At 43.0% G+C, this 14,304-nt stretch carries 11 protein-coding genes; 5 read left to right on the forward strand and 6 right to left on the reverse strand.

The window, feature by feature from the left end; genetic code table 11:
• Positions 1-93: 93 nt before the first annotated feature.
• Together ACM0OP_RS05340 and ACM0OP_RS05345 are read right to left on the reverse strand one after the other, a co-directional pair.
• Positions 94-996 (reverse strand): S1 RNA-binding domain-containing protein, encoded by a 903-nt coding sequence (locus ACM0OP_RS05340; protein WP_414527354.1) that lies wholly within the window; start codon positions 994-996, stop codon positions 94-96.
• Positions 997-1,093: 97 nt separating this feature from the next.
• Entirely contained in the window at positions 1,094-1,843 is a 750-nt protein-coding gene (locus ACM0OP_RS05345; RefSeq protein WP_414527355.1) for a dienelactone hydrolase family protein, read from the reverse strand.
• 206 nt (positions 1,844-2,049) lie between these two features.
• Here ACM0OP_RS05345 and ACM0OP_RS05350 point away from each other — a divergent pair, with 206 nt between their 5' ends.
• Complete coding sequence (locus ACM0OP_RS05350) at positions 2,050-3,036, forward strand: GntR family transcriptional regulator (protein ID WP_414527356.1); 987 nt, start codon at positions 2,050-2,052, stop codon at positions 3,034-3,036.
• A gap of 201 nt (positions 3,037-3,237) precedes the next feature.
• Entirely contained in the window at positions 3,238-4,341 is a 1,104-nt protein-coding gene (locus ACM0OP_RS05355) for an alkene reductase (protein WP_414527357.1), read from the forward strand.
• 7 nt (positions 4,342-4,348) lie between these two features.
• Here the strand turns inward: ACM0OP_RS05355 and ACM0OP_RS05360 are convergent, their stop codons facing one another.
• From ACM0OP_RS05360 to tig, 4 genes are all read right to left on the reverse strand, one after another.
• Positions 4,349-5,269 carry an alpha/beta fold hydrolase gene (locus ACM0OP_RS05360; protein ID WP_414527358.1) on the reverse strand — a complete coding sequence of 307 codons (921 nt, stop codon included), beginning with the start codon at positions 5,267-5,269 and terminating at the stop codon, positions 4,349-4,351.
• Between the two features lie 86 nt (positions 5,270-5,355).
• Positions 5,356-6,690 carry an ATP-dependent protease ATP-binding subunit ClpX gene (clpX, locus tag ACM0OP_RS05365; protein ID WP_414527359.1) on the reverse strand — a complete coding sequence of 445 codons (1,335 nt, stop codon included), beginning with the start codon at positions 6,688-6,690 and terminating at the stop codon, positions 5,356-5,358.
• A gap of 9 nt (positions 6,691-6,699) precedes the next feature.
• Positions 6,700-7,398, reverse strand: a complete 699-nt coding sequence (clpP, locus tag ACM0OP_RS05370) for an ATP-dependent Clp endopeptidase proteolytic subunit ClpP (RefSeq protein WP_414527360.1) — start codon at positions 7,396-7,398, stop codon at positions 6,700-6,702.
• Positions 7,399-7,689: 291 nt separating this feature from the next.
• Positions 7,690-9,111 (reverse strand): trigger factor, encoded by a 1,422-nt coding sequence (gene tig, locus ACM0OP_RS05375; RefSeq protein WP_414527361.1) that lies wholly within the window; start codon positions 9,109-9,111, stop codon positions 7,690-7,692.
• Between the two features lie 728 nt (positions 9,112-9,839).
• On the opposite strand from tig, the gene ACM0OP_RS05380 reads away from it, so the two are divergent.
• The 3 genes from ACM0OP_RS05380 to ACM0OP_RS05390 all read left to right on the forward strand — a co-directional run bounded on the left by ACM0OP_RS05380 (position 9,840) and on the right by ACM0OP_RS05390 (position 14,082).
• Positions 9,840-10,889: an aspartate-semialdehyde dehydrogenase gene (locus ACM0OP_RS05380; protein WP_414527362.1), complete on the forward strand. Its 1,050-nt coding sequence runs from the start codon at positions 9,840-9,842 to the stop codon at positions 10,887-10,889.
• Positions 10,890-11,088: 199 nt separating this feature from the next.
• On the forward strand, positions 11,089-11,973 hold the full coding sequence (dapA, locus tag ACM0OP_RS05385; RefSeq protein WP_414527363.1) for a 4-hydroxy-tetrahydrodipicolinate synthase: 885 nt from the start codon (positions 11,089-11,091) through the stop codon (positions 11,971-11,973).
• 336 nt (positions 11,974-12,309) lie between these two features.
• The gene (locus ACM0OP_RS05390; RefSeq protein WP_414527364.1) at positions 12,310-14,082 is read left to right on the forward strand and encodes a ribonuclease J; all 1,773 of its coding nucleotides are present in this window, start codon (positions 12,310-12,312) and stop codon (positions 14,080-14,082) included.
• Positions 14,083-14,304: the final 222 nt, after the last annotated feature.

Here is a 14,304-nt window from a genome sequence, read left to right on the forward strand (position 1 = left end):
CAGGGGATTGGGTATTAGGAAGTAACAATCTTTCCCCCTCCCCCTGCACCCTGCACCCTGCTCCCCCGCTTCTTCCCAGCTATTACCTAGTTGCTATTCCGCAGATTTATTACTAGCTCTATTAGCACGTGCTTCGGCTGAAGCCATGACTTCCTCGAAATTTTCTAGGATTTCACCAGGGAAATTTTCCAAAACTCTGGTAGAAAGAGCCACGCGACCTTTACCTTCATCTAAGTCAATAATGACAGCTTTAATTGTTTGGCCAAGTTGAAATACTTGTTCCAGAGAGTCAATGAATTTTTGGCTAACTTGCTTGATATGTAGTAAGGCACTGAGACCATTTAAATCTACAAATATTCCAAAAGGCTTAATTCCAGTAACTTTACCTTCTACTAACTGATTGAGTTCTAATAAGCTGAAGCTGCTAGAACGAGTTGCCAAGCGCTGGGAAAGGATCAGTTTGTTGGTATTACGATTAATTTCTAAAAAAGCCACAGTTAAAGTTTGGCCTTTGAGAGCTTCTAAATTATCACGCTCTGCTAAATGCGATCGCGGAATAAATCCTCGTAAGGAAAGTAAATCAACGGTAACACCACCTTTATTCACTCCAGTTACCCTGACTTGCACTGTCTGGCCACCTTCGTTCATTTGGATTAGTCGTTCCCAGACTTGCTGAATTTCCAGCTGCTTGCGCGAAAGGGTTACTTGACCTTCAGCATCCTGATCTCGGATAATCAAAAACTCCAGTTCCTCTTGCAATGGCAGCACTTCCGATAAATCGGTAACAGCTCTCAAAGAAGCTTCTTCACGGGAGATAAAAGCGGATGACTTACCACCAATATCTACATAAGCTCCATCAGGGTCAAGTTGAAATACTTTACCACGGACAACTTGTCCCTTTTGAAACTGGTAGTCGTGTACTTCTAATGCTTTAGCAAAGTCGTCCATAGTAAAAGACGAATTAGCTGGTTGAGAAAGTTGCGATTCGGAGTTCATAACGATTGCAGATAAATTATTATTTGATGTGATGCCACTGGAATTTTAGAATAGCTGGAATATTGCCCATTTGAGAAAATTTGCCGTATTTTTCTATCTAGGCTCCTAAAACACTCTTAAAAAGTTGTTTCACCTGCTCCCAAGCATCAGCTGTGGCTTTAGGATTATAGCTGGCGCGGTGGTTACAGAAAAATCCGTGGTCAGCTCCATCGTAGCGAAACACACGATGAGGAATTGTGTATTTTTCTAATTCGGCGTTAATTTGATCTATCTGTGAGGCGGGGATGCTGGCATCTTCCATGCCAAAGAAAGTATATATGGTTCCTTTTATGTCTGGAGTTAGGTTAATGGTGGGAGCGCCACCTCCTGGTGTCCGAGTAGTAATGCCAGCACCGTAAAAGGATGCAGTAGCTTTAATATCTGGTAGAGTAGCAGCAAGATAAGCTACATGACCACCAAAACAAAAGCCAATACAGCCAAAGCTATCTGGTTTCACCTGGGGTAGAGTTTTGAGATAGTCGATGGCTGATTGAATATCACTTAATAATTCTGTTGCTTGAGTTTGCTGCCAAGCGTATTCTTTACCAATTTCTACAGCTTCCGGGGTGTAGCCTGTTTCAAAATCAGGGGCTTGGCGTTGAAAAAGTGCTGGGGCGATCGCAATATATCCGGATTGAGCAATGCGTTCGGTAACTTCCCTAATGTGAGCGTTGACACCAAAAATCTCTTGCAATACCACTACTCCCGGATAAGAACCAGGAGCTTGTGGCTGTGCTAAATAAGCCGATATTTGCAAATTATCTTGCGAAAGTTTGACAGTTGTGGTATGTATTATTTGCTTTGTCATAAAAATTTTTAGTAGTGCGATCTGATGAAGCTTATGATGATTGGATTAACTATGCCAGTAGTTTAGCGATTTCCCATAGCAGTGATCAATTAGCAAAAGTGGGGAATAAAAAATTTCTCGCTAAAAAAACTATATGTATATAAGATATCTAATATGTCATCAATGCACCTAGTTAGTTGCCTCTACTAATATCAACAGGTTTGGTAATGATTCAATTCCGTATTCAGCCAGACAGTGAAATTCCCGCTTCTAATCAGCTATTTAATCAAATCCGGTTTGCGATCGCCTCCCGGCAATATCCGCCTGGATACAAATTACCCAGCACAAGAGCATTAGCCATGCAAACTGGGTTGCACCGCAATACTATTAGCAAAGTTTACCGCCAGTTAGAAGATGACGGGTTTGTCGAAAGTCTAGCTGGTTCGGGAATTTATGTGCGTACCCAAGGCCATGAAGGCGGTAGCAAGCTACAATCTCCCATCGTTAAAAAACAAAGCGAAGATGCCTATCAACTAGTGCAGAAAGCCCTGGATGAAATGCTTTCTCAAGGCTATTCACTCAACCAAGCGCGGGAGCTATTTTTAGGAGAAATTGATTGGCGCTTACGTTGTAGCGCTCAAGTCCTCGTGGCAGTTCCCGCCCATGACATAGGTGCTGGGGAATTGATGGTGTATGAATTACAAATAGCCCTGAAAATACCTGTACAGTTGGTAGCAATGGAAGAGTTAGCGGCGGTGCTAGATAAAACTAACTCAGCAACGGTGGTGACAAGTCGTTATTTCATTAGCGATGTAGAAGAAATAGCAGCGCCAAAAGCTGTACGGGTAATTCCTCTAGATATCTATGATTACACCAAAGAACTGGATCTACTGAAAACCTTGCCCAAGCAAAATTGTGTAGGCATAGTTAGTCTGAGTTCCGGAATTGCCCGCGCCGCAGAAGTGATTCTTCACGGTTTACGAGGAGATGAACTATTAATTATGACTTCACAACCAAAGGATGCTTATAAAATTAGAGCGATCGTCAAAAGAGCGGAAGTGATTATTAGCGATCAAGCTAGTTTTCCCACTGTACACGCAGCAGTACAAGCATCACTGGAAGATATCATTCGTCCACCTAAACTGATTAAGGTAGACAATTATATTGGGGCTACGTCGATTAATTTATTAAAACGTGAACTGGGTTTAGTTTAGGGATTTCCCAAAAATCAATATTCAAATCAAAGTTCTCTTAGACGCTAGGGGCGATTTCTGCGGAGCGCTGAGTGCGAGACAGCACACGCTACGCAAATGCGATCGCTCTATCATGTAGAGTCTAGGTTATCAGTCCCGGAACGTCGCCACCAATTTGATATAGATTATCCTAGATACTTAAAAACGATTCCAGTTAGACTTATGGATAACACGCTGCAATTATTAACCCCTGTACAACTCGGTACTTACACCTTACCGAACCGTCTGGTGATGGCTCCCTTGACTCGCTGTCGTGCTGCGGCTGGCAACATTCCCTACGAACTTCATGCCACCTACTATGCACAACGGGCAACTGCTGGACTGATTATTTCCGAAGCAACCCAAGTCTGTCCTCAAGGACAAGGTTATCCCAATACCCCCGGCATCCATTCGGCTGAACAGATTGCTGGCTGGAAAAAAGTTACCCAAGCGGTCCACGACAAAGGTGGTCGCATTTTTCTGCAACTCTGGCACGTTGGGCGCATTTCCCATCCTGATTTTCAGCCAAATGGTGAATTACCCGTTGCCCCTAGCGCGATCGCCCCAACAGGAGAAGTCGGAACCTACGAAGGCATGAAACCCTACGTCGCGCCCCGCGCCCTTGAACTCGAAGAAATCCCCAGCGTGATTGACCAATATCGTCAAGGTGCGAAAAATGCCCTAGAAGCAGGCTTTGACGGCGTTGAAGTACATGGCGCAAATGGTTATCTGATTGATCAATTTTTGCAAGACTGCACCAACCACCGCACCGATGCCTATGGCGGCTCAATAGAAAATCGGTCGCGCTTTTTGATGGAAGTTCTGGAAGCCGTAACTGAAGTCTGGGGTGGCGATCGCGTTGGTTTACGATTATCTCCTTCCGGCAGTTTTAACGACATGGGCGACTCAGACCCCAAAACCCTCTTCAGCTATGTCGTGCAGGAACTCAACAAATTTAACTTAGCCTACCTGCACCTCATCGAACCCCGTCTTAATGGGAGCCAAGATACCCTAGAACATCTCAGTAGCGACCTCACCTCTGGTTTTTTCCGTCCCCTGTTTCACAGTAAAATTATTGCGGCTGGCGGATTAAACCGTGAAATTGGCGAACAAATCATCTCCAAGGGCGAAGCTGATCTAATTGCCTATGGTCGCATCTATATTTCCAATCCTGACCTTGTGAAACGTTTTGCCCTGAATGCATCGTTGAATCCCTACGATCGCAGTACCTTTTACGGCGGCACAGAACAGGGCTACACTGACTATCCCTTTTTAGAAGAAGCGTAAAATTAAGTTAACCCGCTTGTGGTTCCGGTGCCTTAACCTGCAAAAACTCTTGCACTATTTCTAAGTAGTTTGAGGCATCTTCCAACATAGGAAAATGGGATGTATTGGGAATCATGGCAAATTGAATATTCTCACTCTTTGCCGCCGCTTGACGACCCATCTCGGCAGGAATAATCTGGTCATACTCACCAGCCACCAGCAAAGTCGGTACTGTTAACTTGGCAAATTCATGGGGCATTAATTCTGCCTGGGCTTTACTCACGGAAGTATAAATTGTACCCAGAGCAGCATCATAGTCTGCTTGGAGAAAGTCTTGCAAAAAAGCCCGACGCTCCCAACTGGCAATGGGACTATGCAAAAATCTCGCCATAAAAATTCTGTCAACCAAGGGGATTTTACTTAGCCATTGGGGACGAAATTTGACTACATAGCCACCAAATTTATGAAAAGCAGTAAAGGCTTTTTCGTCGTACGTAAAAATACCGCTACAGGTTAAAATCCCTCTTTCTACACGTTGGGGATAGCGGTTGATAAACAATGTGGCGATAGATGCACCCATTGAATGAGCATTAATATAAAGGCGCTGGATGTGCAGTTCATCTAGGAAAGTTGCTAAATCTTCGGCATACTCTTCTAATTCATAAGTTAGCTCTTGAATGGCCTCTACTTTTTCTGGTTTTGACTGAGACTCTACAACAGAAGCACTGGTTGCGGCGATGATAGGTTGGCCATGAGAACGCCCAAAACCCCGTAAATCGTAGAGTAAACAATCAAATTGCTCTGCCAAAGCATCAGCTGTACTTTTCCAGTATCTAGCTGAACCAGCCCAACCATGAAGAAACACCATGACTGGCTTTACTAAAGAATCAGAGGGTTTTTTCACCCACTCATAGTAATGCTCAACACCACGAACACGAATATAAGACATTTTTCTCAAGTCAAAATTCACAAGTCAAAAGCCAATGACCAATGATCAATGATTTACCCTGAGCGTAGCCGAAGGGCTAATGACTATTAAGCTGATTCCGGTTTAGGTAAGGAGGACGGATGTACTATTAATTCGGCTGTGGAACGCTTCTCTACCATTTCCTTAGTAACCATGCAGCGAGTAACATCCTGACGAGAGGGTAATTCGTACATGACATCAAGCATTAGTTCTTCCACAATACCCCGCAAGGCTCTAGCACCAGTTTTCCGGCGGTAGGCTTCTTGGGCGATCGCCCGCAACGCATCCTGTTTAAAATCTAATTGGACGTTATCCATATTCAGCAGCTTTTGGTACTGTTTCACCAAAGCACTGCGTGGCTCGGTCAAAATTGCCATGAGCGCTTCTTCATCCAACGGATCAACCACAGCTACCATTGGCACACGTCCAATAAATTCGGGAATCATGCCAAATTTTACTAGGTCATCTGGTTCTAGATAACGGAGAGTATCAGCAGTCCGTTTTTCTTTGGACTGAAGGTCGCCGGGTTGCACAAAACCCATTGACTTTTTGCCGGCTCTCTGCTCTACTACCTTATCTAAACCGACGAAAGCACCGCCACAAACAAACAGAATATTACTCGTATCAATCTGAATACAGTCTTGATAAGGATGCTTACGTCCTCCTTGGGGTGGCACATTGGCGATCGTCCCCTCTAACATTTTCAGCAAAGCTTGCTGCACGCCTTCCCCGGATACATCCCTGGTAATGGAAGGGTTTTCACTCTTGCGCGCGACTTTATCTATTTCGTCAATGTAGATAATTCCTCGCTGGGCTTCTTCCACATCCAAGTCTGCCACTTGTAACAGTCGCAGTAAGATATTTTCTACATCTTCGCCGACATACCCTGCTTCTGTCAGTGTCGTCGCATCCGCCACAGCAAAGGGTACATCCAAGATGGTAGCCAAGGTTTGCGCCAAGAGGGTTTTACCGCAACCAGTGGGGCCAATTAACAAAATATTGGACTTTTGCAGTTCCACAGCATCATCTGCGGCGTTTTTACCTTTCGACTGAATAACTGCCAGTCGCTTGTAGTGGTTATAAACTGCCACTGACAAAACTTTCTTAGCTTCGTCTTGACCAATAACGTGTTCGTCTAGATATTTTTTAATCTCTCTAGGTTTGGGAATTTGGTTAAAGGAGAGATTAGCAGAGCGCCCACGACGTTTTTCGGTTGGTTCTGACCTTGGTGCTGGTTGTGACGCAGCCGTATTCGTGTCTAGTAACTCTTCATCTAGGATTTCATTACACAAGTCAACGCATTCATCGCAGATGTAGACTCCCGGCCCTGCGATTAGTTTACGTACTTGCTCTTGAGACTTGCCACAAAAAGAACATTTCAAATGGGAGTCGTACTTAGACATACCAGCCTCTTATTTCAGAATGGTGACATTTTCCCCGGCAGTGGGAATATTTTGTCTGGAAATGACTTGATCAATCAAACCGTAATTTTTTGCCTCTTCTGCCGACATAAAAAAGTCGCGTTCGGTATCTGCCTCAAGTCTTTCTAGGGGTTGACCCGTATGATGGCCTAGTAATTGATTCAACTTAGCTTTAACATACAGAATTTCTCGCGCTTGAATCTCAATATCAATGGCTTGACCTTGAGCGCCACCTAATGGTTGGTGAATCATAATACGAGAGTCTGGTAGAGACATCCGTTTCCCAGCAGAACCTGCTGCTAGGAGGAAAGCCCCCATGCTTGCGGCTAATCCAAAACATATAGTAACAACATCGGGACGGATTTGTTGCATTGTATCATAAATTGCCATGCCTGCGTAGACGGAACCACCAGGAGAATTGATATAGATTTGAATATCTCTTTCTGAGTCTTCCGCGTCTAGAAACAGCAGTTGAGCCACAATGGAATTGGCAACTGTATCATCAATGGGAGTCCCCAAGAAGATAATTCGCTCTCGCAGCAGGCGGGAGTAAATGTCAAAAGCTCTTTCTCCCATGCCAGACTGCTCTACCACCATTGGTACGATGTTGGTAGGTTGGCTCAGATGGGAGGTAACGTTGACTCTACTTAAACTATGGATGGGGTGGTTTCCCGACTGGGATAAAAGCATATAAGAACTATTGAGAATTAAGTTAGGACAGGTTTGGCAGTAGTTATTGCTGCTTTTTTCAAAGATGCAATTTTATTTGAGCTATTCATTCACCATTATGCCTTATGGATATAGCTCTCGTAAAAACGGATCAAGCTAAAGCGATCGCACATCCCCAATTTTTGCCCGATGGTTTGCATATTTCATCAGGATTTGCTGCGTATGGGGGATAAATTCCCATCAGGAAGTGCCGAGTAGGCAAAATTTGTACTCAGCACTTCTTGTACACGATTTATCGCGTATCAGCACAGATTATATTGATTCTGTAGTAGCTGCTGTGCTTTGTTCCTCAGTCTGAGGTTCCGTTGTCTCTGAGTCTTCTGAGGTTTCTGCTGCGGGAGTCAGAGAACCTTCGGGGACTAGTTCTACTGATGAATGTTCTAGCAGCCAATCAACGATTTTTTCAGTTAACAGTTCGTTTTCCACGACTGAACGCATTCTTTCAGTGTCAATATCTTGGTCTTTGTACTGTTCCATCAATTCGGTAACTCTGGTTTGAACTTCTTCAGCTGTCACCTCAATGGATTCTTTTTTACTGACTTCCAGTAATCCTAAAGACCGTTTCAGGCGTTCAATAGCCTCATCACGCGATCGCTCCCGCAATTGGGGAATAATATCTTGGGTAAAGAGCTTTCTCACATCCAATCCTTGCTGAGAAAGGCGCATCGCTGTTTGGGTAAGCATTGCGTCTATTTCTTTGTCAATCAAGGTTTCTGGTAAGTCAACCTCTACATATTGCAGCAGTTCTGCTAACAAGGCTTCCTGCTGGTTGGATTTAGTTTTTTCCTCAGCCTCTTTTTGATATCGTTCTTCTAGAGAAGCCCGGAGTTCAGCTAAGGTATCAAAGTCGCTAACTTCCTGGGCGAAGTCATCGTTGAACTCTGGTAGTTCTTTTTCTTTGATTTCTTTGAGTGTAACTGTGAAAATTGCCGCTTTTCCAGCTAACTCTTCGTTAGCATAAGGATCTGGGAACTGAGCCGAAATTTCTCTGGTTTCTTCGGGATTCATGCCCACCATACCTGAGACAAAGCCGGGAATAAACTTATCTTCTTGCAATTCTAGTTGAAAATCTGTGGCTTCCGCTCCAGGAATTGCTGTTGGCTCGGCTGTTTCGTCTTCGCCTTCACCTTTGGCTAACACGCCTTTAAAATCAACTACAGCAACATCGCCAATTTGGGCTGCACGTCCTTCTACAGGAATCAGCGTCGCTAATTCTGCTCTTTCTTTTTCCAGGACTTCATCAACTCGACTGGAGTCGTATTTGATTTCCTCGGCTTTGGCTGTTAAACCGGTGTACTGTACTAAATTAACTTCTGGTTGTACATCTACGGCGGCTAAAAAAGTCAGGGGTTTTCCTGGCTCATAATTACTGATCAAGTCGTCAAAGGAACTCCGCAGTTGTGGTTGTCCAATTGCGGGAATTTCTTCTTGTTTGAGTGCTTTTTCTACGCCATTCTGCACGATTTCTTCCAGCGCTGCTGCTTTGACGCGTGTTACGCCCAAGCGCTGTAGCAATATCGGCCGAGGTACCTTGCCTTTACGAAACCCAGGAATAGTTGTAGTTCTAGCTAAGTTTTTAATTACTTGTTCGTAAGTTTGCTTGGTAATTTCTGGCGTAATCTCGATTTCCAGACCGATTTGGCTGGCGGGAAGTTTTTCCTGGGTAACTTTCATGCTTTGTCTCTATATTTATTTCTGGTTTTTTGGCTCCCAGCACGCACAAGAGGCGATTTACCGCTTTTGTGGGTTGATTGCTCTTGGTTTCGGAATGGGAAGTATCTACTTATCTGTCAAAAGCCCATATTATATGGATGAGTGCCTTGAGTAGATATCCAGTTTACCCCCAATGGCAAAGGACTTGACAATTTGCGGACATAACTTTGGTTATGGAAACTGGCAGTTATTACAATAACTTAACTAGTCCTGGTTTTCTCAATTCACCGGTCTCACACCGTGATATTCTGGTTTTTAACTAGGGTTTTCTGCTATAGATTGTTATATTGTTGGGTCTTTCTGCTTTTTGGAACTCAGGCTGACTGTTTTCCATCCCTCTGGATCATAGTACATCCATTTTTATCCACAACCCAATAATACTATCTCCATATTTGTTATTTTTAAAACTTTCCGAATAATACTATCCTTACGTGTAGATACTCCTTGTTGGACTAGAAATGACGTTGTTGTATAATAACATTATATAATAATCCCAATAGATGGGATGTTTTAGCAAGAATGCTGAAAAAAATCAACATTGTTTAACTTAATGTAAACTGACTATATTCAGAAAAATCCCCTAGAATTAAAAAAATTATTCAAAATTGGCGATCGCTATTTAGATAATTAAGTATAAATTGTAAATTTTTCGGAAAAATATACGCAACCTTTAAAAGGAGAAAGCCAGTTTGTCAAAATCCTATCGTGTAGCTATTTTGGGAGCGACCGGTGCTGTTGGCACAGAGTTGCTAGAATTACTAGACAGCCGGAACTTTCCAGTGGGAGAGTTGAAGCTATTGGCATCAGAAAGAAGTGTGGGGCGATCGCTACGATTTAAAGGGCAAGATTTACCAGTAGAATTAGTCAGCGATCGCAACCTAGAAAATATAGATATAGTTCTAGCTAGTGCTGGGGGTTCCACATCCAAGACTTGGGCAGGGGTAGCTGTCGAAAAAGGTGCAGTGGTGATCGATAACTCCAGCGCCTTTCGCATGAACCCGGAAGTTCCCCTAGTCGTACCAGAGGTAAACCCCTTAGCTGCTGCTAACCACCAAGGTATTATCGCTAACCCTAATTGCACCACAATTTTGATGAGCGTGGCAATTTGGCCTCTGCATCAAATTAGCCCCATCAAACGGATTGTAGTTTCCACCTATCAATCAGCGAGTGGCGCAGGTGCGAAAGCAATGGCAGAAGTTAAAACCCAGGCCAGCGCCATATTACAAGGACAGCAACCAGTAGCCGAAGTCTTGCCTTACCCCTTGGCGTTTAACTTATTCCCACATAACTCTCCCTTAAACGATTTGGGTTACTGTGAAGAAGAAATGAAAATGGTCAACGAAACCCGCAAAATTTTTGGCGACCAACAAATTAGAATTACTGCTACTTGTATACGGGTTCCCGTACTGCGCGCCCACTCCGAATCAATTAATCTAGAGTTTGAAAATCCCTTTAGTGCAGATGCCGCCAGAGAAATTTTAAGTCGCTCTCCTGGAGTAAAATTAATCGAAGATTGGGAAAAGAATTACTTTCCCATGCCCATTGAAGCCACAGGTCAAGACGATGTTTTAGTAGGAAGAATCCGTCAAGATATTTCTCATCCCTGCGGCTTAGAACTTTGGCTTTCTGGCGACCAAATCCGTAAAGGTGCGGCATTAAATGCCATTCAAATTGCCGAGTTGTTGGTAGAAAAAAACCTACTCCAACCTGCAAAAACATACGTTTCCAGTGAGAAATAATCACCAATTAAATTTCAGGTATTTTTCGCTAGTAAGATATATAAAAAACTATATCTGTGAAGTAACCTTGAAACAAATTGAGCAATAGGTCATGAAATCAGTGAAGAGTGAAGACGGGGATTTACTTACCCAATTATCTCTCTTAACTGATAACTGATAACTGTAAAAAACCAAGAGGCTAATTAGGAGTAAAAACAGGGTGGGAGAATTTGGCAGAGTTTTAACCGCTATGATTACGCCGTTTAAAGCAGATGGTAGCGTTAACTATGATGTAGCAGCAGAACTATCAGCACATCTAGCTAACAACGGCACAGATACATTAGTAATATGTGGGACAACAGGTGAATCCCCTACCCTAAGTTGGGACGAGGAATACCAATTATTTGTGGAAGTATTGCAAGCAGTGGATGGAAAAGCTAAAGTGATCGCGGGATGTGGTTCTAATTCCACCAAAGAAGCGATCGCAGCTACCCAAAAAGCTGCTACAATAGGAGTACATGGTTCATTACAAGTTGTACCTTATTACAACAAACCGCCACAAGCAGGTCTTTACCAGCACTTTCAAGCGATCGCCCAAGCCTGTCCAGAACTACCATTACTGTTATATAATGTCCCTGGACGTACCGGACAAAACCTCAGTCCAGAAACTGTTGCCCGGTTAGCTGAAATTAACAATATTGTTGGCATCAAAGAAGCTACTGGAAATTTAGACCAAGCGAGTGAAATCCGCCGCTTGACACCAAAAGAATTTCAGATTTATTCTGGAGATGATTCCTTAACCTTGCCCTTGTTAGCAATCGGGGCAACGGGTGTAGTGAGTGTGGCTTCTCATCTGGTAGGTAATCAACTACAGCAGATGATTCAAGCTTTTAGCGCGGGAAAAGTGGCAATTGCCGAAGAAATTCATCTACAACTATTTCCTTTGTTTAAAGCTTTATTTTTAACTACAAATCCCATTCCAGTTAAACAAGCGCTGAAACTTCAAGGTTGGGAGGTAGGTTCTACTCGTCTACCGCTATGCGAAGCTGACTCAGATGTGAGCGATAAGTTAAAGGTGGTATTGGATAAACTTGATTTAATTTAGATAGTAACTTGTGGTTGCTAAAGATGTATATCAAGAATGAGAGTAATTTTAACGAGTTTAAACTTGACATTTCTATGCTTTCTAGTTGAGCAAAGTATGGGATTTAAGAAATTACAAATAAACACAGATGTACACAGATAAAATAATTCTGTATATGATAAATATGAGAAGAGTTATATATGTAAAATCGTTTGATTAAAGGAAAAAGTCAAAATCTCAATTACAATTTAGCTGCTTTCAAATAGAAAGTTAGTATTTTCTGTCATAACAATCATAACGAGATAGGTAAATTTGAATTTATTAAAGCTGAAAAACCAACCAAAATCCAAGGAGACAATGGTAAATAACGAAACTAAATCTGCCCTCAAAATTATTCCGTTGGGCGGTTTGCACGAAATTGGTAAAAATACCTGTGTTTTTGAGTATGAAGACGAAATTATTCTGCTTGATGCGGGATTAGCCTTTCCGACAAAAGGAATGCTAGGGGTAAATATTGTCCTGCCAGATACAACTTATCTACGGGAAAATCGCCATAAGATTAAGGGTATGATCGTCACCCACGGTCATGAAGACCATATCGGCGGTATCGCTTTTCACCTGAAGCAATTTGACATTCCTGTGATTCATGGGCCAAGGCTGGCAATGGCCATGCTAGAGGGGAAATTGGAAGAAGCCGGAGTACGCGATCGCACCGACTTAAGATCAGTTAAACCTCGTGATATAGTCCGCATCGGTCAACATTTCTTTGCAGAATTTATTCGTAATACCCACTCTATTGCTGATAGTTTTACAGTGGCTATTCATACCCCTCTAGGTGTAGTCATCCACACAGGAGACTTTAAAATTGACCATACACCTGTAGATGGGGAACACTACGACTTACAAAGGTTAGCAGAACACGGTGAACAAGGTGTACTTTGCTTATTGAGTGATTCAACTAACGCCGAAGTACCAGGATTTACCCCCTCAGAACGTTCAGTTTTCCCTAACCTAGATCGGGAATTTGGCAAAGCTACCGGGCGCTTATTTGTCACCACCTTTTCCTCCAGTGTGCATCGCATCAACATGATTTTGCAGTTGGCGCAGAAGCATAACCGTGTCGTATCGGTTGTGGGTCGTTCCATGCTGAATTTGATTGCTCATGCCCGCAATCTGGGTTACATAAAGTGTGATGATAATATCTTCCATCCGTTGCACGCAGTACGGAATATGCCAGATGAAAAGGTACTGATTTTGACTACTGGCTCTCAGGGTGAAACAATGGCAGCCATGACCCGTATTGCCAACAAAGAACACTCTCAACTCAAAATTCGTCCAGGAGATACCGTACTCTTCTCTGCAAACCCAATTCCTGGCAATACTATCGCTGTGGTTAACACCATCGATAAATTGATGATTCAGGGCGCAAATGTAGTCTATGGGAAGGATAAAGGCATTCACGTCTCCGGTCACGGCTGTCAGGAAGAACAAAAACTGATGATCGCCTTAACTCGTCCCAAGTTCTTCGTGCCATTTCACGGTGAACATCGAATGCTAGTGAAGCACTCCCAAACTGCTCAAAGTATGGGCATTCCTGCGGAAAATATGGTGATTATCGAAAACGGTAACATCGTAGAACTAACTGAAGAATCTATCCGTGTTGCTGGTAAAGTTGCATCTGGTATTGAACTTGTGGATACCACCAGCGCTGGTATGGTCAGTGATATGGTTTTACAAGAACGACAAAAAATGTCAGAAGAAGGCATTGTCACCATTGCTGCTGCTATTGATTGGAATGGCAAACTTTTAGCTAAACCAGAAACTCATCTGCGGGGTGTTGTTACCAGTGTAGAGCGATCGCTTGTACAGAAATGGGTGCAACAACGCATTGAAGAAATGCTGAGTGTGCGTTGGTCAGAATTTGCCCAGATTCGTGAAGGCGAAAAACCAGAAGTAGACTGGGGTGGATTACAAGGGATGTTAGAGCGGGAATTACAACGCTCCATTCGTAGAGAGTTGCAATGTCAACCAACTGTGACTTTGTTGATGCAAATTGCTGAAGAACCACCTGCGAAGGTTTCCGATGGTAGAAGACGGCGGACTCGCACCACAGCGCAGGTAGCATCTTAATCAAGGTGTTTAGTTAAGTTTGGGGTGGGTTAAAAATACTACATTCCTAACCCACTCTACTAAGAATAGACTTTATCACCCCGGTTTCTTGAAGAAATTGGGGTTTTTGGCTTTTACCAATGACTTAGAACTGACTTGGTTTTACTACTTACAGAAAATGTTACGTATTATTAAACACTAATAACTATTGATTTTTCTAAGTTAATCATGCTAAGTTTTTAT

Source organism: Nodularia chucula CCY0103, assembly GCF_963923915.1.
Lineage (GTDB): Bacteria > Cyanobacteriota > Cyanobacteriia > Cyanobacteriales > Nostocaceae > Nodularia > Nodularia chucula.